We start from the raw sequence: 25045 nt of genomic DNA on the forward strand, positions 1-25045 counted from the left end.
TTTAGTTCTCCTTCTTCTCCACGTGGGCGACCACCACGTGAGGTCGGTCGCCGTGATCGACGCGAAACGCCCGCCGGAGCGCACTGTGGTCCCTCCCGTCGACGTCGGAGGTCGACCACCCCTCGACGGCGAAGCGCGACGCGATGCCGCCGGGCCAACCCAGACCAGCCGAATCGTTGTCGATCACCACGGTGGTCAGGTTGCCCAGCTGCGATCGGCCGGCGAATTGGATGGCTTCCATGTTGCTGCCCTCGTCGAGCTCGGCGTCACCGATCAGTACGAACACCTGAGCCTGGCTTCGCTGAATCTGCAGCGCCACAGCAGTTCCGGCTGCCAGCGCCAGACCATGACCGAGTGATCCCGATCCGATGTCGACCCCGGGAATCAGCGTGCGGTCCGGATGATTGCCCAGCGGTGAGTGGTAGCTGCCGAACGACGCAAGCTCGTTCGGCGTCAAGAAGCCCCGTGCAGCGAGCACTGCGTAGTACGCCATCGGGCCGTGCCCCTTGGAGAGGTAGAACCTGTCGCGATCGGGATCGTCGGGCTGCGCCGCGTCGAGACGAAGAATGTCGGAGTACAGCACCCACAGCACGTCCAGCGTGGATGTGGCGCTCGCACCGTGCTTTTCGTCGCCGGTCATCAGCGTCATGAGTTGAGGCGACTCTTCGAAAGTCATCTGCATGGGACCACCCTGCAACCTCGAGTGCACTCGAGGTCAAGAGCGACGTACTACACCCAACCGTCCGACGACCGTCCCGCGAAGTTCGCCAGGCGTTCCAACGGCCCTGCCTCGGAACGGGGTTCCACGATGGGCCCGAAAGGGACTCCTGGAACCCGACTCTCCGCCGGCAGCAGTGCTCGAAGTTCCACGGCGACCGGATTGACGAGAGCCGGGTCGGCGTGGGCCGGTTGTCCTGTCGCAACGGCTAGGTCCCATCCGTGCACCAGTAACTCCCGCGCATATCCCCACACAGCCGATCGCCCCGGCACTTCACCCCACGGGACCGCGACCGGGCCATCGAGCAATTCATCGTCGGCCCACGCGGCACGGGCTTGCGTCACCGACGTGTCGAAGGATGCGGCGTCATGATCGGAGCACAAGGGCGACACAGAGTCCGGACTCCCGAGTTCGGCGATCGCAATCAGCCTTCGGACCGTCGCAACGAGATGGCCTGCCAGCGTCCGGACATCGAACTCGTCGCACGGAGTGGGAAGGTCCAGTTGGTCGGCGCGCACGCCTGTGAGCAGACCGCTCACCCATGCGGCGGACGTGAAGTACACCTCGCGCGGATCCGTCTGCTGCGTGGTCTCGATGGTGTTCATTGTCGATCCTTCCGTTTCGCGGCCACCGGGTGTGGCCTGCTGGGTAGAAGTAGATCGGGTGAACATGACATCTTCTGTCATGTTTTGGTGAGAGACTTTTCGGGTGCGCGCAGACCGGTTGTTGTCCATCGTCATGCTGCTCCAACATCGGGGCAGACTGAACGCTGCCGACATCGCCGCCCAGCTCGAAGTGTCCACGCGCACCGTGTTGCGTGACATCGAAGCCTTGTCTTCGGCGGGCATTCCGGTCTACACCGATCGCGGTCGCGGTGGTGGCATCAGTCTGCTGCAGGGCTATCGCACCGAGCTGACCGGTCTGACGGCCGCCGAGGCGACGGCATTGCTCGCTTCCGGCGCGGGACGCGTCGCCACCCCGGCGTTCGCGAGCGCCATGCGCAAGGTGATCGCCGCGATACCCGACGCTCACCGGGCGGCGGCAAGCACTGCGTCACAACGAATCCTGGTCCGGCCCGACGGTTTCGCGTATCCCCACGAACCGGAAGAACATCTGGTGGAACTCCAACGGGTCGTCATAGACGGTGTGCGGATAAGAATCACGTATCGCGATCGCAGCGGTTCGGTGAACGATCGAATCCTTGACCCCATCGGGCTGGTCTACGCCGGCGATCACTGGTACCTACTCGCCGGGCGTGAGGGCACCGAACGTGTCTACCGGGTATCGCGGATCGACGAACTGACTGTGCTCGACGAGCAGGCTCACCGCGCTTCCACCGTGGACCTGGAGGCCGCCTTCACCGCACACTGGAAGTCGTTCCGTGCGAGTTTGACCCACATCGAAATCACCTGCCTCGCAGAAGAATCAGTATGGATCTCGTTGACGAAGAACGTCGTTCGCGTGATCAGCGACCAAGTACAGGACGACGGACGACGCCTCGCAGTCATCGAGTTTTCCGGCCACAATCACGCTGTGGGGGCGTTGTGGCACTGCGGACCTGCGGTAACAGTGCTCCAGCCGAACACAATTCGCGACGAATTGGCTCAACGGGCTACGGCAACGGCGCGGTTGTACAGCTGACGTCGCGGCTGGATCTTCTGGGAAGGTGTGCACAGTGTCCACTATTACTAGGCCGGCGCGCTTTCCCGATTCTCGAGCCGAATTGTGGACACTCAGCGCACCACCGATCACCAAGTCATTACCATTGCGAATAGTCTGGTGCCTTCATAGGGTGGACGCGACTCCGAACAGGCAGGACGGCGCTATGGCTTTCAATCCACCCCGAAGTTGGTTCGGCCCGAAACGGTACGGCTGGGGAATCAGCCCGCACACCTGGGAGGGCTGGCTACTCCTGTTCGTCTTCGTGATAGTCGTCGTCACGCTGGGGGCCACCGTATTCTCGTGACATGTCGCGTCCACACCTCGACGTAGCAGGGATATCCATCGACTGCCCCGAACCGGTAGCCCTCGCTCGCTTCTACCTTGCGCTTCTGGGCGGAGACCTGTTGTGGGAGAACCCGTCGAGCTCGGGGATTCGCACGCACTCGGGCCTGAACATCGTTGCGCAAAGAGTGGCGAACTACATCCCGCCTACATGGCCGTCGGCGTCCATCGTGCACTTCGATCTCGATGCGGGAGTGAGCCTCGACGAATCCGTCGCTCATGCAGTCGAATGTGGGGCAACAGAGGCAGAGGAGCAACCTGACCCGCGGTGGCGAGTTCTCCTCGACCCCGCCGGTCACCCCTTCTGCATCACTATGGAGGTGTTCGACGGTTGACGGGGGCAATAGCCTGAGACGGTGCGCAATCTCGTCATCTTCCTGCTGCTGTTCGGATTTGTCGTCGGATTGGCTCCACTGGGTTGGTACCTGATCGATGATTGGACCACCGACCTGGACGACGTTGTGTATCAAGGTTCATATGAGCCCCTCGAGGGCGTGACGATGAGCCGGAGCTATTCCACCGATTTGGATAGGGATCTCAATGGCGATCCATTGATCTTTCGCTCTGCGTGGCTGTACCTGGTGCCAGTGGCGACCGGAGCTCTCGGCGCGCTGACCGGACTGGTTCTCGGACGATTTGGATTCATGTTGAACCGCAACAGGACCCGCGATGCCTGAAGTGGATCAACCCCCTCAAGTGGATCTCAGTCTCGACGACATTCGGCATGTCGCTGCGTTCGCAGCTGCTTGTGCCCGTCGGGCCTTTCCGATTTTCGAGGCCTCGCACCCGAACGATTTCCGTCCACGTTCGGCGATCGACGGTGCTGAGCCCTTCGCCAAGAACGGCCACCGAACGGCGGAGTTACGCAGGCTCGCATGGGACGCACAGCGTCGCTGAGCCATTGCCCTGATCCATCGGCGATGACAGCATGGAACACATGAGTCGACGTCCGTGGGTCCGGTACCTGTACGTCGCCTGGATGGCCTGGATTGCGTTCATTCTGATTTCCGACGTGATCTCAGAACCCTCGACCTGGGACTGGATCCAGCTGTCACTTGCGGGTGTAGCCATCCCCTGGCTGGTGTACAGCCATCTGCGTCCCGAAAGAGCCAGCGTCGACAAGATCGGACCCGAATCCGTACCCGCCGAGGATGTCGAAGCGGTAGTGGAAGAACGCGGCAGAACTGTCTACGCCATCAAAGCGCTGCGAGAGAAGCATCCCGGCCTCGGTCTGCTCGACGCCAAGAATCTCGTTCAACCGGATCACTGACAGGGGAGAAGTCGATGACATCGGTCAGCGATACACGTGCCGTCCAGGATCCCGCCGAATTTGTCGAGGCCGCAACCCTGTTGATCGATTTCAATCGCGAGTACGACTACCCTGTGCCCGAGCCGGATTGGCTTGCAGCACATCTCGACACCCTGGTGAAGTCCGGCGACACCAGCGTGCTGACGTTCGGCACTCCCGCCATCGGTGTAGCGGTTCTGCGTTTTCGGATCGGTACGATGAGCGCAGCCCCGGAGGCCTATCTTGCCGAGTTGTACATTCAGCCTGGTCTACGCGGGAAGGGGTACGGCACAACCTTTCTCGATAATGTCATCGAGCACGCACGCGGTAGGGGTGCGACCTATATGGACCTCAATACCTCGGAAGACGACGAGGCAGCCCGCCACGTGTACGAGAAGCGCGGCTTCGACTGCCACGAAGGACGCGGCGAGGGACCGAAGGCTCTGTACTACGAACTCGAGCTCGAACCGGACGGGTAACGTGACCTTATGGTTAGCCGAGATAACAGCTCGACGTCGTTCGGGACCGCCGCCGAGGTGTATGAATCAGCTCGTCCCGAATACCCGTCGGACGCAGTCGCGTGGATGTTGGAGCCCACTCTCGCGTCCGATCGTCGTCCACGAGTCGCTGACGTCGGTGCCGGCACGGGCAAGCTCACGCGCAGCATCGTTGCCGCTGGTTGCGACGCCATTGCCGTCGACCCTGATAACGCCATGCTCGACGCCCTGCGGATCGCGGTACCGGGTGTCCCGACCACGGTCGGTACTGCCGAGTCCCTCCCAATAGACGACGAGAGTCTCGATGGAGTGCTGCTTGGACAGGCCTGGCACTGGGTCGATCCGGTGGCCGCGTCACGCGAGATCGGACGGGTCCTGCGTCCGGGCGGCGTGCTGGGCCTGATCTGGAACGTTCGCGACGAGTCACAGGCCTGGGTTCGCCGCCTCAACTCCGTGGTCTCACGCGGCGGAGCGATGGCCATGTTCGACGACGGTCCGCCGCCGATAGCGGAGCCCTTCGACCATCTCGAAGAGCGACGATGGGCGTGGTCTCGCACGGTGAACCGATCGCTGTTGACCGACCTGGTTCGATCGCGCAGTTTCTACATCACCGCGACGGCCGACGAGCGCAACGGCATAGATCAGAATCTCGCCACCTTGTTCGACGAGCTAGGGCTGCATGGGTCTACAACTATCGACCTGCCTTATGTGACCAGAGCGTTTCGATCCACAAGGCCGAACCGATGACATCTGACATCGGTTCGTTCGTTGTCGAATCAGGCGGTTCGATCGTGGGAATCGGCGCACTACTCGTCGACGACGGATCGCTTCGCTTCACGCCCAATGCCCCCGACGAGCGGGCAGCGACCGAAAGCGCAGCGACCGTCCCGGTGTCTGTACGCAGCCCCGTCATGCCATCGGGTGGGTGGGTGTCGCTGAGCGGCACGTTGCTCGATGGAGCCATCGAAGCCGACGTGATCGATGGCATCGACAGGCCCGAATTTCCTGGGGAACCCGCACTGCGCATTCCTGGTCCGGCCGGAAGTACCTGGACCAGGAATGCCGTCCTGGAATCCGTAGAGCAGAGCGAGTCGGATCTTCGTAGCGCGTCGGGCGCGTATCGCGACAGCGATGGAACACTGGTGGTGACATTGGGGTATTTACACCTCGATCGACGTGCCTGCGACTGGCTCGCCCAACCTCACCCGGGCCCGATCGACGTATGGATGGCCCTGCGCCCCGGGGACCCCGCAAGTCGCCATGATCACAGGAAACGAATATGATTCCCAATAAGTGGGTACCGGTTCGAAAACGAGGAGCTAAAACATGGCGTTTCCGATCATCGTCGCGAAGGCAGTATCGACGGTCGTGACGGGTGCAGTCGGCGTCGCCGCATACAACGGTGCCAAGAAGCTGTACGAGAAGGCCCCCGTCCGCAAGGCTGCGGTATCGGCCACCGAACTCGGTCTACGCGCAGCGCGCAAGGCCGAGGTTCACGCGGAATCGGCCCGACTGGCCGTGTCCGACGTCGTCGCCGAGGCCCGAGACCGAATCGGCGAAGAGGTTCAGCCGCCCACGGCCTCCGATGCGGGCCACGGCCACGCGCACTGACCGGGACTGCTTCCGATTATGACGACCCTCGCCGAACGCCCCCTCGACATCGACGCGACGCAGGCAGACGGCATCGAGATTCTCTCCGACGCCGGCGGCCGTATGCGCCTCCGCGTCGACTGGCTCCGCTCGAGCCCGGGCCGTGCAGTTGCGGTCGAGGACCACGTGGACAAGATCCGCGGAGTGCGCGCCGTTCATGCGTACCCGCGGACGGCGTCGGTCGTCATCTGGTACTCCCGCACACGAATCGACAGGGCCGAACTCTTCGACGCGGTGAACGCGGGGCGCTCGACGAATTGGGCCCTGGTACCGGTGCGTAGTCCGCGCTCAGCTGACGTCACCAGCGGCGACGTCCTGCGGATGACCATCGGCGGCGCGGCTCTGGTCCTACTCGGTCTTCGCCGCTACGCGTTCCGTCGGCCGCCCATCCTCGGTCCCACCAGTCGTCTCGTTGCCACCGGCGCAACGATCTTCACCGGCTACCCGTTTCTCAAGGGAGCCGTGCGCTCGCTTGCCGGCAACAGGACGGCAGGAACCGACGCACTCGTCAGCGCCGCAACCGTGGCCAGCCTCGTGCTTCGCGAGAACGTCGTCGCCCTCACCGTGCTGTGGCTCTTGAACATCGGCGAGTACCTGCAGGAATTGACCCTCAAGCGAACTCGACGCGCGATCTCCGATCTGCTGACCGGCACACAGGACACCGCCTGGATCAGGCTGCCCGACGGCTCCGAGATCTCCGTCGACGTCGATCGACTCGAGATCGGCGACGAGGTCGTCGTGCACGACCACGTGGGCGTTCCCGTCGACGGCACCGTGGTCGACGGTGACGCGGTGGTGGATCAGTCCGCGATCACCGGCGAGACCTTGCCGGTATCGATCGTCGCCGGAGACCGTATTCATGCGGGATCCGTCGTCGTCCGTGGCCGCCTCGTCGTGCGCGCATCCGCCGTCGGTCGCGACACCACGATCGGCCGCATCATTTCTCGCGTCGAGGAGGCGCAGGAAGATCGTGCACCGATTCAGACTGTAGGAGAGAACTTTTCACGACGCTTCGTCCCCGCGTCCTTCATCCTGTCGGCGCTGACTCTCGTCGTCACCCGGGATGTACGACGTGCCATGACGATGCTGCTCGTGGCGTGCCCGTGCGCGGTCGGGTTGTCCACGCCGACCGCCATCAGCGCAGCCATCGGAAACGGTGCCCGCAGAGGCATTCTCATCAAGGGCGGATCTCACCTCGAACAGGCCGGCAGGGTCGACGCCTTTGTGTTCGACAAGACCGGAACCCTCACGGTGGGACGCCCAGTGGTGACCAATGTCGTTTCGTTTCAGGACGATTGGGAACCCGAGCAGGTGCTGGCCTACGCAGCGAGTTCCGAGATCCACTCTCGACATCCTCTGGCAGAGGCAGTCATTCGGAGTACGGAGGAACGGCACATCGTCATCCCTCCGCACGAGGAGTGCGAGGTGATCGTCGGGCTCGGCATGCGGACGGTCGCAGACGGACGGACGCTGCTCCTGGGCAGTCCATCTCTCCTCCGCAGCGAGGACGTCGCGGTGTCCGAGGATGCGCAGCAATGGGTTTCGCGGCTGCAGGACGAGGCCGAGACTCCGCTGCTGTTGGCCGTCGACGGCGTACTCGTCGGCTTGATCAGTCTCCGCGACGAAGTCCGTACCAACGCATCCACCGTTCTGAACGCGCTCCGTGCCGACGGTGTCGAACGCATCATCATGCTCACCGGCGACCACCCGAAGACGGCAGCGGCGGTCGCCGCGGAACTCGGTATCACCGAGTGGCGTGCCGAAGTGATGCCCGACGAAAAGCTCGAAGCCGTCCGAGAACTGCAGGACGCAGGCTACGTCGTGGCGATGGTCGGTGACGGCACCAACGATGCTCCTGCGTTGGCCGTCGCCGATATCGGAATCGCAATGGGATTGGCGGGCACCGACGTTGCCGTCGAGACCGCGGACGTGGCACTGGCAAGCGACGACTTGTCGCGTCTGCTCGACGTACGTGACCTCGGCCGGCACTCGGTGTCGGTCATCCGTCAGAACTACGGAATGTCCATCGCCGTCAACGCTCTCGGCTTGGCGGTCAGCGCCGGTGGTGCGCTGTCCCCAGTGCTGGCGGCAATCCTGCACAACGCCTCGTCGGTCGCGGTGGTCGGCAACAGTTCGCGATTGATCCGATACCGACTCTGATCAGTAGGTACCGAACGCCAGGGCGAGGTGTCCGGTACCTACTTCGCTACTTTGCGTCGCGGAAGTACGGTTCGACCGTGCCCTTGAGCTTGACGAGCATGGGGTTTCCGTAGCGATCCTTCGCGGTCGGGACCTCGACACGCACCCAACCCTCGGACACGTTGTATTCGCGAATGCTCGTCTTCTCGACGCCGTTGAAGCGAATGCCCACGTCGCGGCGAAGAACCTCTTCGTTGTAGAAGCGGCTGCTCGGATCGATCGAGAGATGGTTCGGTGGAACGTCTGTGTTCTGGTCCTCGGGCATGATTACTTTCGTCGATGTGCTGCGTTGGGTGCTGGGGTCTGAACCCCATGAAGAATACGCGACCTAACGTTGGACCAGCGCCGCTGTCCCTAGCCCCGTGCCATGTCCACGAATCGGGACAGGTGCAGCTGGTGCGCCACAGTGATTGTCGCCGTCGGGCCGTTACGGTGCTTGCCGAGGATCAGGTCGGCCTCGCCGCCGCGGGGGTCGTCGCGCTCGATGGCGTCGGGCCGGTGCAGCAGAATCACCATGTCGGCGTCCTGCTCGAGTGAGCCGGACTCACGGAGGTCCGAGACCATCGGCTTTTTGTCGGTTCGCTGCTCGGGACCACGGTTGAGCTGGCAGACCGCGACCACCGGGCATTCGAGTTCCTTGGCCAACAGCTTGAGCTGACGGGAGAAGTCCGAGACCTCCTGCTGACGCGACTCGACCTTCTTGCCGGACGACATCAGCTGAAGGTAGTCCACCACAATGAGTTTCAGGCCGTTGCGCTGCTTCAGGCGTCGCGCCTTGGCTCGAATTTCCATCATCGTCAGGTTGGGCGAATCGTCGACGAAAAGCGGTGCTTCGCTGATCTCGCTCATGCGACGGGCCAGCTTGGTCCAGTCGTCGTCGGTCATCTTTCCGGAACGCATGTCGCCGAGCTTGATCTTCGCCTCTGCGGACAGCAGACGCATGACGATCTCGGTGCGACTCATCTCCAGAGAGAAGATGACACTGGGCATACCGTGCTTGATGGAGCACGAACGCATGAAATCCATACTTAGGGTAGACTTACCAACGCCGGGCCTCGCCGCGACAATAATCATCTGACCAGGGTGAAGACCGTTGGTGATCTCGTCGAGTTCAGCGAATCCAGTCGGCACGCCGAGGGAGATGCCGCCGCGGCTGGCGATGGAGTCGATTTCGTCCATCGTGGGCTGCAGCAGCTCTTCGAGGGGGAGGAAGTCCTCGGAGGTGCGTCGCTCGGTGACCTCGTACACCTCTGCCTGTGCGCGGTCGACGACCTCGGCGACGTCCTGACCGTCGGCTCCGGCGTAACCGAACTGCACGATGCGGGTACCGGCTTGCACGAGCCGCCGGAGAATGGACTTCTCCGCCACGATCTCGGCGTAGTACCCGGCGTTGGCGGCGGTGGGCGTCGTCTGAGTCAGCGTGATCAGGTACGGCGGGCCGCCGATGCGCTTGAGCTCGCCGCGGCGATCCAGCTCGGCAGAGACGGTCACCGGGTCGGCAGGCTCACCGCGGCTGTAGAGGTCGAGAATGGCGTCGTAGACGTTCTGGTGTGCCGGCCGGTAGAAGTCGCCCGGACGGAGCACCTCGAGCACGTCGGCGATGGCATCCTTGCTCAGCAGCATGCCGCCCAACACGGACTGTTCGGCGGCCATGTCCTGTGGCGGCTGTCGCCCGAAGTCTTCGCCCGGACCTTCGCTGGAGGAGGAGCCGGAGTAGTCGGACTGTCCTCGATCGTCCACAACTGCCACGCGAACCGGCCGTCCTCTCCCCATAGTCCGAGCACGGCCGGATAACACCCGGACGTGCGGTCAAGCAAGTTCTACCCCCGGGCACCGACAGGTCCTGTTCGGCACCGGATCCGCGCTGCCCCGGCACCGTTCGACGGCATCGAGAGAGACGCTGGAGGGACGTTAAGCGGTATCGCCAGGAGTCACAACACAGGCTGTGGATGGATCTGTGGATGAAATGTGGACGAGGTTGAACAACGGTGTTGACCGTCTGGGGATAACCTGGGTATAACTTTTGGACTTTGCACCATTCCCGCACGTCAAGGCGTGTACATAAAGTTTTTTGCCTGTGCATCGTTCTGGGGGCGGCGTGTCGGCCGAATTGACAACTCGGGCGTGTTGAGTAAATGCCGAGTGAACTCGGTGGTGAAGTACGTCACACCGGCTGGAAATTGGCACTGAAAAAGTCTTAATGCTGGTTTTCGAGCCGAAGGGCCCGACCCCCGTCGGGAATCGGGCCCTCGTACTTCGCTCGAACAGACCGTCAGAGATCGGCCTTCTGCGGGCACAGCGCCGGGTCGAGAACAGTGATCTCCTTCGTACCGATCTGCAGCACCCGGGCCGACGGGATGTCGAAGAAGAGACCGGTGATCCGCAGACGACCCTCCGCGTTCGCGCGTCCCACCACCCGGTGACGGGTCAACGTCTGCAGCTGCACCGCCACATTGACCATCGCGAGCTGGTCGGCCTCGCCGAAGCCCAACTCCGCCGCTTGACGGCCCACCGCGTGCCCACTGCGGAACGCCTCCAGGCTGGCTCTCCCGTGCCCGAGCCACTCGGCCACCGACGGGTCGGCGGCGTTCTCCGCCCCGCCGAGAATTGCCTTCATGGCACCACAACCGGAATGGCCACACACCACGACCGACGACGTACCCACTTCGTCGACGCCGAAGGCGAGAGCTGCCTCCACCGAGCAATCCTGACCTTGGGTGGGGATCATGTTGCCGACGTTGCGCACGGTGAACAGGTCACCGGGGCCGCTGCTGGTGATCGTGTTCGGCATGACGCGTGAGTCGACGCAGCAGAGGAACAGCGTGTCCGGGTCCTGAGACTCGGTCAGACCTTCCAGGTGCGGACGAATGTTGGGGGCATGAGTGCGGTGGTACTCGGCCACTCCGCTCAACACCGGACGCAGAGCAGCGGGCGAATCCTCCTGCGTGTCGTCGCCCTTGAGCTGCCACGCCCGCCACGGTGCCAACGAGCTGCGCACCGTGGCAGATCCGCGCCGCGGTGGCCCTTCGGTGGCCGCAGCCATCGACGCCGTGCCCACCTCCTCGACGCGCACGGAACCACCGGTCGCCTCGTGTTGGCGGACCCACTCGTTCAACGCGTCGTGCACAGCATGGTCGAGGAAGTCGACTCCGAGGTGGACGGTGACCGACGTGCCTGCGGGCACCGTGGCCAACACTCGAGTCAGTCGCGGCAGCGCGAGGAAGCTCAGCGAGCCCTCCATCGTCACCCGCCAGGTTCCGTCGACCGTTTCCTCGGCCCGAATCTTCGCCAGCACCACGCGTCGCAGAACCAGGATGATCGAGAGCGCCAGGCCGATCAGCACTCCCTCGAGCAGGTTGAGCGCCACGACACCCAGCACCGTGACTGCGTAGACAGCGATGTCACCGGTCTTGTTCGCGATCTTGATGTCGGCCAGTTTGATGAGCTGCACACCGATCATCACGAGCAACCCGGCGAGCGCCGCGAAGGGCACGAGCTCGACGATCGAGATGAACAGCACCGAGAAGATCAGGATCCACACGCCGTGCAGAATCGCCGACGCACGAGACTTGGCACCGACCTTGACGTTGGTCGCGCTACGCACGATGACGCCGGTGATCGGCAGGCCACCGATGGCACCGGAGGCCATGTTGCCCGCACCCTGCGCCATCAATTCGCGGTCGAAGTTGGTGCGCGCACCGCTGTGCATCTTGTCGACGGCCACAGCGGACAGCAGGCTTTCGACGCTGGCGATCAGCGCGATGGTGATGACACCGGTGGCGAATGCACCCCACTGACCGTCGGGCATGATCGGGAAGCTCAGAGACTCGATGAGGTTGCCCGGCAACTCGATTCGCTCGACGTCGAGCGAGAAGAAGATCGAGACCGCGGTTGCGGTGACCACTGCAACCAGTGCCGCAGGCACTTTGGAAACCTTGGCCATCACACTGGACACGCCGGCCAGTCGCGGCCACGAGAACATCAGCACGACGACGATGCCGCCGACGACGATGGACGGCCATTGGCCGTCGGCCACGGAACGCGGAATGGCGAGCAGGTTCTGCACCGCAGAGCTTTCGGACTCTCCACCGAGCAGCACGTGAATCTGTTGCAGCGCAATGGTTATACCGATGCCGGCGAGCATCGCGTGAACAACCACCGGCGAAATGGCAAGTGCACTACGAGCAATGCGGCTCATGCCCAGCAGAACCTGGACGAGGCCGGCCAACACCGTGATGGCACATGTTGTGGCCCAACCGAATTGGTTGACCAACTCGGCGACCACCACAGTCAGACCCGCAGCCGGACCACTGACCTGCAACGGCGATCCGCCGAGAATACCGGCGAGAATGCCGCCGACCACAGCGGCGATGAGGCCGGCCATGATGGGAGCGCCGGAGGCGACAGCGATACCGATCGAAAGTGGCACTGCCACAAGGAAAACGACCAGCGAGGCCGGTAGGTCGTACTTGATTATCGACCCGACCCGAGACGGCGGCTCGGATCGGGTCTTCGGACTGGGTTCTGAATCGTGCTCTGCTGTCGTTGTCACGGCAGTTCCTCCGGGCGTCTAGGCGTCAGGTCGGTCGATCGTGTTCCGGCTTGGAATGTCGCCCCCAAGTAAAGGGTACGCAAACCTCGGCCGAAGGTGGCACCGAGAGAGATCCTTCACAATTTGGAAACCGTTGTGACAGTTGAATTTTGTGAGATGGCACGAAAAAACCCCACGAACCGAAGTTCGTGGGGTTTCTTGCAGCCGTTTCGGGCCGAAAGCTGAAAATCAGCTTCCGACGACCTCCAGCTTGAACTTGGCGGTCACGTCGGGATGCAGGTTCACGACGATGTCGTGCTTGCCCGTGCTCTTGACGTGAGCCTTCGGCAGATCGATGCTGCGCTTGTCGACGACCGGTCCACCGGCAGCCTTGAGTGCAGAAGCGACGTCCGACGCGGTGACCGAGCCGAACAGCTTGCCCGAGTCGCCGGCAGTCTTGACAGACAGCGTGACGGACTCGAGGCCCTCGATGGCCTGCTTGAGCTCGTTGGCGTGCTCGAGGCCGCGAACGGCCCGAGCTTCCTGAGCGCGGCGAATGCCGTCGACCTGCTTCTGAGCTCCACGGGTGGCCTGGATGGCCAATCCGCGGGGCAGCAGGAAGTTACGGCCGTAGCCGTCCTTGACCTCTACGGTGTCGCCAGGCGCACCGAGGTTGTCCACATCAGCGGTGAGGATCAGTTTCATACCAATCGCCCCTTTCTATCGAGCCGTCGCGGCGTAAGGCAGCAGTGCTACCTCACGCGAGTTCTTCACGGCAACGGCCACGTCACGCTGATGCTGGACGCAGTTGCCGGTGACACGGCGAGCACGGATCTTTCCGCGATCGCTGACGTACTTACGCAGCAACGTCGTGTCCTTGTAATCGATCGCCGTGTTCTTTTCCTTGCAGAAGGAACACGCCTTCTTCTTGAGCACCTTGTCGCGCAATGGCGGTTTGGGCATGGGTCTTTCTCCGTTACATCTGGTTGTTCTCGATCGAAGGATCTAGAACGGTGGCTCTTCGTCTCCGCCACGTCCGCCGAAGGAGCCCGACGCCGCCGGGGCACTGCCCCAGGGATCGTCTCCACCGGAACCGGAGTTGGACGAGGAGTTCGAGCGGCCGCCGCCCGATCCGCCGGAGGAACCCGAGCCGGAGTTGAAGCCGCCTCCGCCGCCACCTCCACCGCGATTGGCCTTGTTGACCTTTGCGGTGGCGTAGCGAAGTGAAGGTCCGATCTCGTCGACTTCGAGCTCGACGACTGTCCGCTTCTCACCCTCGCGCGTCTCGTACGAACGCTGCCGCAGCCGTCCGCTCACGATCACTCGTGAGCCTCGGGTCAGACTCTCGGCAACGTTCTCCGCTGCCTCGCGCCAGATGTTGCAGCGCATGAAGAGCGCGTCGCCGTCTTTCCATTCGTTCGTCTGACGATCGAATGTGCGCGGGGTGGATGCAACCGTGAAGTTGGCAACTGCCGCACCGGCGGGGGTGAATCGAAGTTCTGGATCAGCCGTCAAGTTTCCGATGACGGTGATGACGGTCTCGCCTGCCATGGTTCCTCTTTCAGTAGTAAGCGTTGTGAGTGCCAGCCTAGGGCCGGACACCGACAATTACTTGCCCTGTCGCAGGACCTTCGTACGCAACACGGACTCGTTGAGTCCGAGCTGACGATCCAGCTCGCTGACGGTGGCAGGCTCGGCGTTGAGGTTCACAACGGCGTAGATGCCCTCGGCATGCTTGAGGATCTCGTAAGCCAGACGACGCTTGCCCCATACATCGACCTTGTCGACGGTGCCGCCATCCTTGCGAACGACGTTGAGGAACGTATCGAGCGACGGAGCGACAGTGCGCTCGTCCAGATTGGGGTCGAGAATGACCATCAATTCGTAATGACGCATAAGACCTCATCACCTCCTGTGGACTAGTGAAAACGGCCACGGACTATCCGCGGCAGGAGGGTCGTTGCGTCAGCAACCCCTCAAAGATACACGACAGGGCCCTGACCTGCTAATTCCCTCTGGGCGCACAGTCGGGCATTCGCTCGTCATACTCTTGCACCATGCGATCCGGGGTCCGCGCCAGTCCGACGACGGTTGTCGTGGTCGTCGCGATGGCAGCAATCGGGTTGATTCTGGGATATCTGAACAAGGCCCGCTGCGCCGTCGCACCGTTCGACGAGTCCGGACGCAGCACAGTGTTCGACGTCATCAAGGACTCGTCCGTCTGCTACTCCGACATCCAGTTCCTGTGGCTCGGTCGCGATATCGACAATCACATATTTCCCTACATCCACGGGGCCATCACGAGCGACGGAATCCTCACCGGAGGGACGGTGGAGTATCCGGTTCTGAGCGGTCTGCTGATGTGGCTCGGCGCAATCCCGGCCCACACCGACGCGCAGTTCCTGTTGACCTCGGCACTGATCCTTGCGCCGTTCGGGCTTCTCACCGCCTGGATGCTCGGGCGGATGGCCGGCTGGCCGGCGCTGCTGTGGTCCATCTCCCCACCCCTGGTGATGTACGCCTTCCACAACTGGGAGCTACCGGTCGTCGCCTCTGCGGTAGGTGCGATCTTCGTCATGACATTGCCGATTGCATTGCGGCGCAAGGCAATTGCGGCTTCGGTACTGCTGGCGATCGGATTCTGCCTCAAGATCTATCCGGGCGCGTTCGTGCTCCCGCTCATTGCCTATGTCGTCACCGGCGGTACGAACGGTCGAGAAAAACCGGAGACCGTCCGTGGCCGCTACGACATACACGGCGGCCTGCAGGTCGCCGGAGCCGCGATCGCCACCGTCGTCGCCGTCAACCTGCCGTTCGCCGTCATCGGTTACGAGGGCTGGCGCGCGTCGTTCACCTTCCAGTCGCTGCGCCAGGCGGACCTGACGACCAACTCCATCTGGTACTGGGGGCTGCGTCACCTCTACGTCAACGACCGCATGACGCCCGACGCGTACAACGACGCCGAAGCGTCGTTCCAGAAAGTCGTCGACGTGGCCTCGCCGCTCCTGGTGTTCGTCGCGTTCGCGATCGCGCTGTGGCTCGGCTTCCGGCGCGCGAACGTGATCGGCACCTATCCCTGGGTCGCCGTGAGCGGGTCGATGCTGTGCGGCTTCATGCTGCTGCACAAGGTGCACTCACCCCAGTACACGCTGTGGCTGCTTCCCTTCCTCGTGTTGCTTCGGGTCCCCTGGGGAATCGTCGCCGCGTACTTGATGGTCGATCTGTCGATGGGGATCGGCGTGTTCAAGTACTTCGCTGCGCTGGCCTCCGGCGTCGACGCCAACGACGAGGAATTCTTCGTCCTCGTCGGAGTCTGGGGGCGAGCGCTGCTGCTGGTGGTGCTGTTCGTGATGTTCGCCCGCGCTTGCCTGCGGTTTGCCCAACCGGGCGAAACCGACTCGGAGTCGGTAACGTCGCCTCGTTCGTCGACGACATCTGTGACGGCATCACCGAGGCACTAGAGCTTCGGGAAACAGGGCGCTGGGGAAATAGCGCGCAGAGCGGGGCGGGGACATGGCACAGGTGTCGCAATCTCAGGGAAGTACCGAGGACGGCACTGCCGCGGTACGTCGGATCGGTTTGATCGAGGACCACGAATCCGTTGCGCTCGGCCTCAAGGCCATGCTGGCGGACGAACCCGATCTCGATCTCGTGATCATGGCCTCCACCGTGGACGAATTGCTCGCCCACCGAGAGCAGCTAGACCTGGTGGTACTCGATCTGCGCCTCGGCGACGGATCTTCTCCGCGCTCGAACGTGGAACAGTTGCACGCCGCGGGATCACGAGTGCTGGTGTACACCGGTGCCGAGAACGCATTCCTGGTTCGGTCCGCGGCACGCGCGGGAGTGCTCGGTGTGGTGCGCAAGTCCGCGCCCGCATCGGCCATCGTGTCTGCGATCCGGCGAGCCGCGAGCGGCGGGCAGGTGGTCACCACGGACTGGGCCGCGGCGATCGACGGCGATCCACAACTGCCCGACGTCGGCCTGAGCCCACGTCAACGCGAGGTGCTTGCCCTTTACGCGTCGGGCGAGAAGGCTGGACGCGTCGCCCGCCTGGCCGGACTGTCGGAACAGACCGTGAACGACTACCTCGTGCGCATCCGCAACAAATACGCCGAGGCGGGGCGTCCGGCACCGACCAAAACCGATCTGTACAAACGCGCGGTCGAAGACGGGTGGCTCCCGATGCCCGAGCTCCCCTCGCAGGACTGATGACCGGCTGGAGCGCGATTCATGACGCATCTTCAGAGTTGACGGTTCAAATGCCCATAGAAATCAGGGCAGCGAGTCTGTGATCGACCTGTGAGAATGAGTTGACTCAGGTTTAGACCGTCTCAACCTGCCTCGGCCCTCGGGAGAACTGATGTCCGCACTGCTCGATCCCATGCCCTCGGAACACAGCGACTCCATCTCTGCCGCACCGCTCGCTCGCGGACTGATCAGCCTGGTGCCGCCCGCTGAGCAGAGAGACAAGTTTCCCACTCGGCCCGGCCTGACCGACCGTGAGATCGAGGTACTGCTCTGCTGGATTCGCCTCGACTCCAAGACCGAGGTCGCCAAGGCACTGTTCCTGTCGCTGGGAACCGTCAACACCCACTTGACGCGTATCCGCGCGAAATACACCTCTGTCGGAAGGTCCGCCCCGACCAAGGCCGCCCTGGTGGCCCGGGCCCTGCAGGACGGACTCGTCGACATCTCGGAGCTGTAAGTCTTCGAGCTGTTGCGGTTCGAGAGCGTAGGTCAGACGTGGATTTCGGTGTCCACGCCTTCGCTCTCGAGACGCTTGTTGCGTCGGATGCTGCTGATCAGTGCGGCACCGATGAAGAGGATTCCGACGAAGCCGGTGATCAGTTCGTTGATGTGCACGCCGATCGACACGAGCAGGATGATGGCCAAGGCACCGATTGCCCAGTGCGCGCCGTGCTCGAGGTAGACGTAGTCCGACAACGTTCCCTTGCGAACGAGGAACACCGTGATCGAGCGAACGAACATGGCACCGATGAAGCCGAGGCCGAGCGCGATGATGATCGGGTCCGCGGTGATGGCGAAGGCTCCGATGACACCGTCGAACGAGAACGACGCGTCGAGGACCTCGAGGTAGAGGAACAGGAAGAAACCGGCCTTGCCGGTCGCCTTCGCCAGTTCGCTCGGGCCGCCGGAGGACTCTTCGCCCTCTTCCTCGATGTGGAACAGTTCGCCGAGACCGTTGACGGCAATGTACGTGATCATGCCGAGCACGCCGGAGACCATGACGGTGGAAATCTTGTCGTCGTCGGCGAGGAATTCGGCGCTGAGCACGAGCAGCAGGCCCGCGACGACAACGGACAGCTGATCGAGGCGACCGATCCGGGCGAGAGGCTTCTCCAGCCAGCTCAGCCACGTGATCTCGCGGTCCTCGAAGATGAAGCCGAGGAAGAGCATCAGCAGGAACATGCCGCCGAAGGCTGCGATCTGCGGATGTGCGTCGGTCAGCAGCGTTTCGTAGCTCGGCGACCCGTCCGGGAAGGTCGCGGCACCGTCGGCGGGCGGGTTGAGCGCCAGGTCGATGGCGGCGACCGGACCGAGGCCCGACGCAGCCCAGACGATGACCAGCGGGAACAGCAACCGCATGCCGAACACGGCGATGACGATGCCGATGGTGAGGAAGATCTTCTGCCAGAACTCACTCATCCGTCGCAACACGGTGGCGTTGATGACGGCGTTGTCGAAGGACAGGGACACTTCGAGCACGCCGAGGATGAGGACGAGAATCATCGCCTCGAGTCCGCCGTACAAGAAGGCCACGATGACGGACACGATGGTGACCGCAATCGACCAGCCGAAGATTCTCATAACCACGTCAGTGGCCTTTCTGGCTAGGAGCAGAGCCCGCAGGCGCGACCAAGTTGGGGGACGAAACGGAAAAACCCCCGCCCATCATGAATGACGAGGCGGGGGTATCCCCAATCTTGGGAGTGCCTTTACTAGACGTTTACTCCGAAGTCCCGGGCGATGCCTGCGAGTCCGGACGCGTAGCCCTGGCCGACTGCGCGGAACTTCCACTCCGCGCCGTTGCGGTACAGCTCACCGAAGACCATCGCGGTCTCGGTCGAGGCATCCTCGCTGAGGTCGTAGCGAGCAAGCTCGGAGTTGTCGGCCTGGTTGATGACGCGAATGAACGCGTTGCGCACCTGACCGAACGACTGCGAGCGAGCGTCCGCATCGTAGATCGACACGGGGAACGTGATGGTCTCGATCTCCGGCGGCACAGCGGCGAGATCGACCTTGATCTGCTCGTCGTCTCCGTCGCCTTCACCGGTGGTGTTGTCCCCGGTGTGCTCGATGGAGCCGTCGGGAGACTTCAAGTTGTTGAAGAACACGAAGTGCCCGTCGCTCAGGGCCTTCTTCGTCGAGTTCAATGCGATGGCGCTGGCATCGAGGTCGAAGTCGGTGCCCGTCGTCGTGCGGATGTCCCAACCGAGGCCGACCACGACCGCGGTCAGGTTCGGTGCTGCCTTGGTGAGCGAGACATTGCCACCCTTGCTGAGGCTGACGCCCATTGAGAGGTCCTTTCGCAATTGGTTTCCCGTTACGGGTACAACCGTAGTGGGAATGTCCGGTTTCTGGACGTACTCGACCAACGAGCGCGGTGATGCGGAGGTTCCCGTCGGTAGTATCGAACAGGTGACAAGTCGCTGGCCTGGGGTGTTTCGCCGAGGTTCCGAATCGGACGCCGCCGCGCGTCGTTCCCAGGACGCCGCTGTCGCCGCCTTTCTCGACATGGACAAGCGACAGTCCATCGCATCCGCCGGTGTCGAGGCATCCACCGCGCTGCGCCCGGAGGACGGACTCGCCCGTCGATGGTTCGATACCGAGAAGCTGTGTTTCGACGCGGGAGCGGCGTATCTCGCTGCCGTCGAACAGTTCGACGGAATCACCACTGCCGCCGCGAGGTCGGCATTCGACAACGCGACGCGGCTGCTCCACGACGCCAGCGTCGCCGTCGACCGTTTCTACGAGGCTCATCGCGGGACTCTCGAGCACGCCTCGGCACAGTTCGCGGCCACCCCGCGCCTGGTGCAGGACGCACTGGCCGAGGCGGACGCTGCGCGGTCCACCGTCGACGAGCAGTACGCCACCTATCCATCACTGCGGCAGGCCTGGAACGAACTGGATGCCGCCACAACACAATTGAACGATGTTCGACGGGATCCGCTGCGTGCGCGAGAGCAAGCCGCCGTCGTCCGGGACAGGTCCACTGCGTTGCGCGAGGCGGTTCGCTCGGCTCCCGGACGCCAGCAGGAGGCCCGGACCGCACTGGTCTCGGTGCGGACCCGAATCGAAGCCGTACGAACGAGATCCGAGGGGATCGCGCCGGCCTTCTCGAGTCTGCTCCGCGAATTCAATGCCAAGAGCTCGGCAGATCTATCGCACAACGAACGGTCGAGCACACGTCACATCGAACAGGCCGACGAGGATCTGCGAGCGGCCCGTTCGGCGCTCGACACGGGCAACCCCGAGCAGGCCTTGGATCTCGTCGCCCAGGCCCGGTCGCACCTGACCGATGCCGAGCACCTGGTCGATGCCGTCACCGATCGAGTTCGCCTGCTGCGCGCAGTCAAAGCCGATCCGAGCGAGACCGAGAACAAGGTCCGGTTCAAACTTCGTGACGCTCAACAACTCGCGATCAATCGCGGTCTGGTTGCCGAATGGGGCTCGGTGCTGGATGCTCAGCTCGCCCGGATCGACAGGGCGAGCAACGCACTGACGGGTACCCATCCCGACTACTGGTCATATCTGCAGGATCTGGCTACCATTTCGGACTTCATCGCAGGCGTGATCGAACGCATGCGCAGCTAGCACCGACCGCATTCACACGAAGGATCATGGTGCAACACTTTCGCCATCTCGACGCCGACACCCGCGAACGCATGTTCTTCCTGCAACCGGAGGACATCGCGGTCAGTGACGGAAACAACGTCGTAGCAACAGCACTCGGTGCGACGCTGTACATTCCCGCGACCCGTGCGGACCTGACCGCGACGGTGCACAAGCGCACCGATGAGGGCGTTCGATCGATCGTGATCGATCTCGAAGATGCAGTCGCAGATCATGATCTGCAGTACGCGGTGGAGAACACCATCCGAACTCTGAACGAACTCTCGGGTTCGAATGCACTGGTGTTCGTCCGAGCCCGCACGGCCCAACAGATTCGGACGGTCTGCGCCGGTCTGACTCCTGGGGCCGCTGGACTTGCCGGATTCGTCGTACCGAAGTTCACCTCGGCAACCGGAGCCGAGTACCTCGACGAGATTCTCGCCGCGTCCACCGCGCACGACACCCGCTTGTTGGCGATGCCGGTTCTCGAGTCGGCCGAGGTGGTCCACCGCGAAACACGCGACACCGAACTCGTTGCCATCCGAGAACTACTGGCAAAATACCGAGACATCGTGCTGGCAGTCCGCATCGGAGCCACCGACATGTGCGGCACCTTCGGCATTCGCCGCGACCGTGACCTGACGATCTATGACGTCCGCGTCGTAGCCGACGTGATCAGCGCGATCGTCAATCATCTGGGCCGCAACGACGGATCGGGATTCGTCATCACCGGGCCGGTGTGGGAGTACTTCGCAGACCACGAACGCATGTTCCGGCCATTGCTGCGCCAGACGCCGTTCGTCGACCAGGAGGCCGTGCGCTTCCGGCAGCAACTGGTCAGCAGCGACTTGGACGCACTGCTGCGCGAGGTCGCCCTCGACCGCGCCAACGGTATCCAGGGCAAGACGGTCATCCATCCATCCCACGTTCCTGCCGTGCACGCATTGTCCGCAGTGACGCACGAGGAATACCACGACGCCCTCGACATTCTGGCCTCCGACCAGGGCGGCGCGCAGGCCTCCGGATACCGGAACAAGATGAACGAGCTGGGACCACATCGCAATTGGGCGAAACAGACGATGGTTCGCGCCCGGGCATTCGGGGTCACCAACGAAGGGATCACGTTCGTGGACCTCCTGACGGCGCTGGCTCAGCGATGACCGACAACCCGGCCGACGGCATCGTCCTGACCGACACCGGCTCCTCGTCGTCGTGGACGGCACGACAACTGGTGCGTCCCGGCCTACGTCGCAATCCCCGACGGGCACACCTGTTGGTGTCCACTGTGCTCGGCAAACACATACCCGTGGATCCGGACGTCGTCATCGGTGCCGGCGATGAATTGGCCGGCCTGGTCGCTGCGGCGGTCGGCGGCTCCGACGTCGATGTTCTCGGATTCGCGGAGACGGCAACGGGATTGGGTCACACGGTGGCAACCGCCCTCGATGCGCGCTGCTATGTGCACTCGACCCGCCGCACGGTACCGGGCATGACGGTGCACGGTGAGTTCGAGGAAGGGCACTCGCACGCCACCGACCATCTGCTGATGCCGACCTCGGCGGACCTGCTCGGCGGCGAACTACCCCTCGTTCTCGTCGACGACGAGATCTCGACCGGAGCCACCGCGCTCGATGCGCTCCGCCAGATCCATTCCACGGCTGCGCGTTCCCACTACGTCATCGCATCCCTGGTGGACATGCGTACCGCCGAGCATCTCGACGCGACCGCAGCAACGGCCACCGAACTGGGCGTCGTGATCGACAACGTCAGCCTCGCTCAGGGATCGGTCGAGCTGGAACCCGGGCTCGTGGAGACGGTTCTGAGCCTCCCCGATCCGACGTTCAATCCGGTTGCTACACAACCCGGTTCGGTACGCCGCATCGACGCGCCCTGGCCCGCAGCTCTACCCGAGGGCGGCCGCCACGGCTTCCTCAGGTCCGATGCGGCCGGGTTCGCCGACGCGATCGAAGCAGTCGCGGCCACCGTCGACGCGTCGCTCCCCGACTCGGGTGCCGTCGTGGTCGTCGGGCACGAGGAGCTGATGTACCTGCCGTTACGCCTGGCGGCAGCGCTGCAACGACGCGGACACAGCGCACTGTTCCAGACGACCACCCGCTCGCCCGCCTACGTACTCGACGTGGCGGGCTACCCACTGCGCCGGGGCTTCGAATTCGCAGCGCCCGAGGACGAATCCTCTCTGCGCTACCTCTACAACGCCGACGCGCCGGCCGACTCGACCCTGGTGTTCGTCGCCGATGCCCCCGCGGATACCGACGCACTCACCGCCGCGGCGGAGACACTCGCGGCGGCGGGCACCGACGTGCTGGTCGTGGTCGTGACCGGTGCCGATCCGCAGGCGCTCGAGATCGCCAGGCGCGCCCGTCCGCTGCGTGGGCCCGAGTTCGGCTCGTACGCGCCGGACGAGGTGACCTGGCTACTGAAAGACCTGTCGGACGTCTCGCTGGAAGCAGCAACGGCGGAGCGCGAGAGGGCGATTCAGGCCGGCACGGCGCACTATGCCGAATCGCTGCCGGTCGAATACCAACCCGATCTTGCGTATCGCGAACTGTTCGAGAAGGTACTGCACGACAGTGCGGCGCGGCTCGCGGTCGCCGTTGGAACCGTCACCGAGGTGGTGCTCGCCGAGCGCGGACACGACATCGTGCTCGCATCGCTGGCGCGGGCCGGTACTCCGGTGGGAATTCTGATGCGGCGCTGGGCTTTCGCCGCCCACGGCATCGAGATACCGCACTACGCCGTCTCGATCGTGCGTGATCGGGGTATCGACAGCGTCGCTCTGCGCTACCTCGCCGAGCACCACGATTCACGCTCGGTGGTGTTCGTGGACGGCTGGACCGGCAAAGGTGCCATCGCACGCGAACTCACAGCGGCACTACGCGACTTCCCTGGGGCGGACTTCGACGACGATCTGGCCGTGCTCGCCGATCCCGGACACTGCGCTCGCACCTACGGGACCCGAGACGACTTCCTCATCGCGTCGGCCTGCCTGAATTCGACCGTCTCGGGCCTCGTTTCGCGAACTGTACTCAACGACAGCCTCATTCGGCCGGGTGATTTCCACGGCGCGAAATACTACGCAGACCTGGCTCCCGACGATGTGTCGCGGCATCTACTCGACGCGGTGACGGCTCGATTCGACGACGTGCGTGACGAGGTCGCGGAGACGGTGTCGTCGGTGCTCGCGTCCGACAGGACTCCCACCTGGTCGGGATGGGCATCGGTGGAGAAGGTCCGCCAGGAGTACGGCATCTCGCACGTCAACTTCGTCAAGCCCGGTGTCGGCGAGACCACGCGGGTGCTGCTACGCCGAGTACCGTGGCGCGTGCTGGTGCGCGACGCAAATGCTCCGGAGCACCAACATATTCGGATGCTCGCCGAAGCCAGGGGAGTACCGGTCGACGTGGTACCCGACCTCGCCTACTCGTGCATGGGTCTGATCAAGAACGTCTCCACCGAGGATGCCTCGTGAGCGCCCTCGTCGCCGTCGACCTCGATCGCACGATGATCTTCTCCGAAGGCGCGCTCGGTGTGCCCCTGGACGAGACGTTCGAGTGCGTGGAGGTGTACGAGGGTAAACCGTTGTCGTACATGAGCACTCGGTCCATGTCGCTGCTCCGCGGGTTGAGCGAGAGCGTCACCGTGGTTCCGACGACGACGCGAACCATCGAACAGTTCCAGCGTATCGACCTGCCGGGCGCCCCGTGGCGGTACGCCATCACCAGCAACGGTGGCAACATTCTCGTCGACGGCGAGCCGGATACGGCCTGGCGCAAGGGCTTCGATCTGGACCTGGCCGGCATCGGCGCAGAGTTGAGATCGAGGGTCTCCGAAGACTGGGTGCTCAAATACCGCGAGGCCGACGGCCTGTTCTGCTACCTCGTCGTCGACGTCACCGCCGTCCCACCGGACTTCGTCTCGAACTGGTCGCAGTGGTGCGCGGCACGCGACTGGAACGTCTCCCAGCAGGGTCGCAAGATCTACACGATGCCCAACGCGGTGTGCAAGAGCTCCGCCGTGGCCGAGGTCCGTTCCAGGCTTGTTCAGGACGGCTCCCTGGATGCCGAGGCCGGCGTGTTCGCTGCCGGTGACGGCGCACTCGACGCCGAGATGCTCATGGCCGCCGACGAGGCCGTTCGACCGCGGCACGGCGAGCTCGAATTGCTGGGGTTCACCCGGCCCGGGTTGACCGTCACCGATTCCTCCGGCGTGCGGGCCAGCGAGGAAATTCTCGAGTGGCTGCGGAACCGAACCACCGCGCACCGCGTCTAACACTTCGTCGG

The 25045-nt window shown here is 63.5% G+C and carries 29 protein-coding genes; 18 read left to right on the forward strand and 11 right to left on the reverse strand.

All coding sequences use genetic code 11. From position 1 onward, the window contains the following. Position 1 precedes the first annotated feature (1 nt). Positions 2-676 carry a thiamine pyrophosphate-dependent enzyme gene (locus CH268_RS02610; protein ID WP_255182276.1) on the reverse strand — a complete coding sequence of 225 codons (675 nt, stop codon included), beginning with the start codon at positions 674-676 and terminating at the stop codon, positions 2-4. A 53-nt stretch (positions 677-729) separates the two neighbouring features. Then, a complete protein-coding gene (locus CH268_RS02615; protein WP_176457831.1) occupies positions 730-1323 on the reverse strand; it encodes a TIGR03086 family metal-binding protein in 594 nt (197 codons plus the stop codon). Positions 1324-1426: 103 nt separating this feature from the next. On the opposite strand from CH268_RS02615, the gene CH268_RS02620 reads away from it, so the two are divergent. The 11 genes from CH268_RS02620 (at position 1427) to CH268_RS02665 (ending at position 8317) form a co-directional block, all read left to right on the forward strand. After that, positions 1427-2359, forward strand: a complete 933-nt coding sequence (locus CH268_RS02620) for a helix-turn-helix transcriptional regulator (protein WP_094662382.1) — start codon at positions 1427-1429, stop codon at positions 2357-2359. Positions 2360-2543: 184 nt separating this feature from the next. Next, positions 2544-2684: a hypothetical protein gene (locus CH268_RS27700; protein ID WP_176457832.1), complete on the forward strand. Its 141-nt coding sequence runs from the start codon at positions 2544-2546 to the stop codon at positions 2682-2684. A gap of 1 nt (position 2685) precedes the next feature. Further along, positions 2686-3057 carry a VOC family protein gene (locus CH268_RS02625; RefSeq protein WP_094662384.1) on the forward strand — a complete coding sequence of 124 codons (372 nt, stop codon included), beginning with the start codon at positions 2686-2688 and terminating at the stop codon, positions 3055-3057. Between the two features lie 21 nt (positions 3058-3078). Continuing rightward, complete coding sequence (locus CH268_RS02630) at positions 3079-3399, forward strand: hypothetical protein (RefSeq protein WP_094662386.1); 321 nt, start codon at positions 3079-3081, stop codon at positions 3397-3399. Continuing rightward, complete coding sequence (locus CH268_RS28395) at positions 3392-3619, forward strand: putative immunity protein (protein WP_369597495.1); 228 nt, start codon at positions 3392-3394, stop codon at positions 3617-3619. Before CH268_RS02630 ends, CH268_RS28395 begins: the two co-directional genes overlap by 8 nt. Before the next feature lie 40 nt (positions 3620-3659). Further along, complete coding sequence (locus tag CH268_RS02640; RefSeq protein WP_094662388.1) at positions 3660-3992, forward strand: hypothetical protein; 333 nt, start codon at positions 3660-3662, stop codon at positions 3990-3992. Between the two features lie 14 nt (positions 3993-4006). Next, a complete protein-coding gene (locus CH268_RS02645; protein ID WP_094662390.1) occupies positions 4007-4489 on the forward strand; it encodes a GNAT family N-acetyltransferase in 483 nt (160 codons plus the stop codon). A 57-nt stretch (positions 4490-4546) separates the two neighbouring features. Further along, positions 4547-5254 (forward strand): class I SAM-dependent methyltransferase, encoded by a 708-nt coding sequence (locus CH268_RS02650; RefSeq protein ID WP_217900893.1) that lies wholly within the window; start codon positions 4547-4549, stop codon positions 5252-5254. Beyond that, positions 5251-5790 (forward strand): hypothetical protein, encoded by a 540-nt coding sequence (locus CH268_RS02655; protein WP_094662394.1) that lies wholly within the window; start codon positions 5251-5253, stop codon positions 5788-5790. Before CH268_RS02650 ends, CH268_RS02655 begins: the two co-directional genes overlap by 4 nt. Before the next feature lie 43 nt (positions 5791-5833). Continuing rightward, entirely contained in the window at positions 5834-6118 is a 285-nt protein-coding gene (locus CH268_RS02660) for a DUF1490 family protein (RefSeq protein ID WP_027495086.1), read from the forward strand. Positions 6119-6136: 18 nt separating this feature from the next. Beyond that, a complete protein-coding gene (locus tag CH268_RS02665) occupies positions 6137-8317 on the forward strand; it encodes a heavy metal translocating P-type ATPase (RefSeq protein ID WP_094662396.1) in 2181 nt (726 codons plus the stop codon). A 46-nt stretch (positions 8318-8363) separates the two neighbouring features. Here CH268_RS02665 and CH268_RS02670 read toward each other — a convergent pair whose 3' ends face one another. From CH268_RS02670 to rpsF, 7 genes are all read right to left on the reverse strand, one after another. Next, positions 8364-8621, reverse strand: coding sequence for a DUF3297 family protein (locus CH268_RS02670; protein ID WP_032367678.1), 258 nt, complete (start codon positions 8619-8621; stop codon positions 8364-8366). Positions 8622-8710: 89 nt separating this feature from the next. Continuing rightward, the gene (gene dnaB / locus CH268_RS02675) at positions 8711-10105 is read right to left on the reverse strand and encodes a replicative DNA helicase (RefSeq protein WP_027495083.1); all 1395 of its coding nucleotides are present in this window, start codon (positions 10103-10105) and stop codon (positions 8711-8713) included. Positions 10106-10628: 523 nt separating this feature from the next. After that, positions 10629-12908 carry a SulP family inorganic anion transporter gene (locus CH268_RS02680; RefSeq protein ID WP_094662398.1) on the reverse strand — a complete coding sequence of 760 codons (2280 nt, stop codon included), beginning with the start codon at positions 12906-12908 and terminating at the stop codon, positions 10629-10631. 228 nt (positions 12909-13136) lie between these two features. Next, positions 13137-13592: a 50S ribosomal protein L9 gene (rplI, locus tag CH268_RS02685; RefSeq protein WP_027495081.1), complete on the reverse strand. Its 456-nt coding sequence runs from the start codon at positions 13590-13592 to the stop codon at positions 13137-13139. A 15-nt stretch (positions 13593-13607) separates the two neighbouring features. Continuing rightward, on the reverse strand, positions 13608-13850 hold the full coding sequence (gene rpsR, locus CH268_RS02690; RefSeq protein ID WP_027495080.1) for a 30S ribosomal protein S18: 243 nt from the start codon (positions 13848-13850) through the stop codon (positions 13608-13610). Between the two features lie 42 nt (positions 13851-13892). Then, entirely contained in the window at positions 13893-14438 is a 546-nt protein-coding gene (locus tag CH268_RS02695; protein WP_027495079.1) for a single-stranded DNA-binding protein, read from the reverse strand. A gap of 57 nt (positions 14439-14495) precedes the next feature. Next, positions 14496-14783, reverse strand: coding sequence for a 30S ribosomal protein S6 (rpsF, locus tag CH268_RS02700; RefSeq protein WP_008711385.1), 288 nt, complete (start codon positions 14781-14783; stop codon positions 14496-14498). A 161-nt stretch (positions 14784-14944) separates the two neighbouring features. Here rpsF and CH268_RS02705 point away from each other — a divergent pair, with 161 nt between their 5' ends. The 3 genes from CH268_RS02705 to CH268_RS02715 all read left to right on the forward strand — a co-directional run bounded on the left by CH268_RS02705 (position 14945) and on the right by CH268_RS02715 (position 17595). Beyond that, on the forward strand, positions 14945-16348 hold the full coding sequence (locus CH268_RS02705; protein WP_094662400.1) for a glycosyltransferase family 87 protein: 1404 nt from the start codon (positions 14945-14947) through the stop codon (positions 16346-16348). A 52-nt stretch (positions 16349-16400) separates the two neighbouring features. After that, the gene (locus CH268_RS02710; RefSeq protein WP_048318943.1) at positions 16401-17099 is read left to right on the forward strand and encodes a response regulator transcription factor; all 699 of its coding nucleotides are present in this window, start codon (positions 16401-16403) and stop codon (positions 17097-17099) included. A gap of 151 nt (positions 17100-17250) precedes the next feature. Beyond that, a complete protein-coding gene (locus CH268_RS02715) occupies positions 17251-17595 on the forward strand; it encodes a response regulator transcription factor (protein ID WP_027495076.1) in 345 nt (114 codons plus the stop codon). A gap of 32 nt (positions 17596-17627) precedes the next feature. Here CH268_RS02715 and CH268_RS02720 read toward each other — a convergent pair whose 3' ends face one another. Both CH268_RS02720 and CH268_RS02725 read right to left on the reverse strand, forming a co-directional pair. Then, positions 17628-18725, reverse strand: coding sequence for a DUF475 domain-containing protein (locus CH268_RS02720; RefSeq protein ID WP_094662402.1), 1098 nt, complete (start codon positions 18723-18725; stop codon positions 17628-17630). A 125-nt stretch (positions 18726-18850) separates the two neighbouring features. Then, a complete protein-coding gene (locus CH268_RS02725; protein WP_027495074.1) occupies positions 18851-19426 on the reverse strand; it encodes a TerD family protein in 576 nt (191 codons plus the stop codon). A 220-nt stretch (positions 19427-19646) separates the two neighbouring features. Here CH268_RS02725 and CH268_RS02730 point away from each other — a divergent pair, with 220 nt between their 5' ends. From CH268_RS02730 to CH268_RS02745, 4 genes are read left to right on the forward strand one after another with little or no spacing between them, the layout of a single operon-like run. Continuing rightward, entirely contained in the window at positions 19647-20726 is a 1080-nt protein-coding gene (locus CH268_RS02730) for a hypothetical protein (protein ID WP_094662461.1), read from the forward strand. A gap of 29 nt (positions 20727-20755) precedes the next feature. Then, on the forward strand, positions 20756-21904 hold the full coding sequence (locus tag CH268_RS02735) for an HpcH/HpaI aldolase/citrate lyase family protein (RefSeq protein WP_094662463.1): 1149 nt from the start codon (positions 20756-20758) through the stop codon (positions 21902-21904). Next, positions 21901-24234 (forward strand): phosphoribosyltransferase, encoded by a 2334-nt coding sequence (locus CH268_RS02740; RefSeq protein ID WP_094662404.1) that lies wholly within the window; start codon positions 21901-21903, stop codon positions 24232-24234. The genes CH268_RS02735 and CH268_RS02740 overlap by 4 nt, the downstream gene beginning before the upstream one ends. Further along, on the forward strand, positions 24231-25034 hold the full coding sequence (locus CH268_RS02745; RefSeq protein ID WP_053068751.1) for a hypothetical protein: 804 nt from the start codon (positions 24231-24233) through the stop codon (positions 25032-25034). Before CH268_RS02740 ends, CH268_RS02745 begins: the two co-directional genes overlap by 4 nt. The last annotated feature ends 11 nt before the right edge of the window (positions 25035-25045 follow it).

This window comes from Rhodococcus sp. 06-1460-1B, assembly GCF_002258475.1.
GTDB lineage: Bacteria > Actinomycetota > Actinomycetes > Mycobacteriales > Mycobacteriaceae > Rhodococcoides > Rhodococcoides fascians.

What these genes read in the sequence shown, in the direction of transcription:
- CH268_RS02610 (WP_255182276.1), bottom strand. Translation starts at nt 676, where the DNA reads ATGACTTTCGAAGAGTCGCCTCAACTCATGACGCTGATGACCGGCGAC.
- CH268_RS02615 (WP_176457831.1), bottom strand. Translation starts at nt 1,323, where the DNA reads ATGAACACCATCGAGACCACGCAGCAGACGGATCCGCGCGAGGTGTAC.
- CH268_RS27700 (WP_176457832.1), top strand. Translation starts at nt 2,544, where the DNA reads ATGGCTTTCAATCCACCCCGAAGTTGGTTCGGCCCGAAACGGTACGGC.
- CH268_RS02625 (WP_094662384.1), top strand. Translation starts at nt 2,686, where the DNA reads ATGTCGCGTCCACACCTCGACGTAGCAGGGATATCCATCGACTGCCCC.
- CH268_RS28395 (WP_369597495.1), top strand. Translation starts at nt 3,392, where the DNA reads ATGCCTGAAGTGGATCAACCCCCTCAAGTGGATCTCAGTCTCGACGAC.
- CH268_RS02640 (WP_094662388.1), top strand. Translation starts at nt 3,660, where the DNA reads ATGAGTCGACGTCCGTGGGTCCGGTACCTGTACGTCGCCTGGATGGCC.
- CH268_RS02645 (WP_094662390.1), top strand. Translation starts at nt 4,007, where the DNA reads ATGACATCGGTCAGCGATACACGTGCCGTCCAGGATCCCGCCGAATTT.
- CH268_RS02655 (WP_094662394.1), top strand. Translation starts at nt 5,251, where the DNA reads ATGACATCTGACATCGGTTCGTTCGTTGTCGAATCAGGCGGTTCGATC.
- CH268_RS02660 (WP_027495086.1), top strand. Translation starts at nt 5,834, where the DNA reads ATGGCGTTTCCGATCATCGTCGCGAAGGCAGTATCGACGGTCGTGACG.
- CH268_RS02665 (WP_094662396.1), top strand. Translation starts at nt 6,137, where the DNA reads ATGACGACCCTCGCCGAACGCCCCCTCGACATCGACGCGACGCAGGCA.
- CH268_RS02670 (WP_032367678.1), bottom strand. Translation starts at nt 8,621, where the DNA reads ATGCCCGAGGACCAGAACACAGACGTTCCACCGAACCATCTCTCGATC.
- rplI (WP_027495081.1), bottom strand. Translation starts at nt 13,592, where the DNA reads ATGAAACTGATCCTCACCGCTGATGTGGACAACCTCGGTGCGCCTGGC.
- rpsR (WP_027495080.1), bottom strand. Translation starts at nt 13,850, where the DNA reads ATGCCCAAACCGCCATTGCGCGACAAGGTGCTCAAGAAGAAGGCGTGT.
- CH268_RS02695 (WP_027495079.1), bottom strand. Translation starts at nt 14,438, where the DNA reads ATGGCAGGCGAGACCGTCATCACCGTCATCGGAAACTTGACGGCTGAT.
- rpsF (WP_008711385.1), bottom strand. Translation starts at nt 14,783, where the DNA reads ATGCGTCATTACGAATTGATGGTCATTCTCGACCCCAATCTGGACGAG.
- CH268_RS02705 (WP_094662400.1), top strand. Translation starts at nt 14,945, where the DNA reads ATGCGATCCGGGGTCCGCGCCAGTCCGACGACGGTTGTCGTGGTCGTC.
- CH268_RS02710 (WP_048318943.1), top strand. Translation starts at nt 16,401, where the DNA reads ATGGCACAGGTGTCGCAATCTCAGGGAAGTACCGAGGACGGCACTGCC.
- CH268_RS02715 (WP_027495076.1), top strand. Translation starts at nt 17,251, where the DNA reads ATGTCCGCACTGCTCGATCCCATGCCCTCGGAACACAGCGACTCCATC.
- CH268_RS02725 (WP_027495074.1), bottom strand. Translation starts at nt 19,426, where the DNA reads ATGGGCGTCAGCCTCAGCAAGGGTGGCAATGTCTCGCTCACCAAGGCA.
- CH268_RS02730 (WP_094662461.1), top strand. Translation starts at nt 19,647, where the DNA reads ATGGACAAGCGACAGTCCATCGCATCCGCCGGTGTCGAGGCATCCACC.
- CH268_RS02740 (WP_094662404.1), top strand. Translation starts at nt 21,901, where the DNA reads ATGACCGACAACCCGGCCGACGGCATCGTCCTGACCGACACCGGCTCC.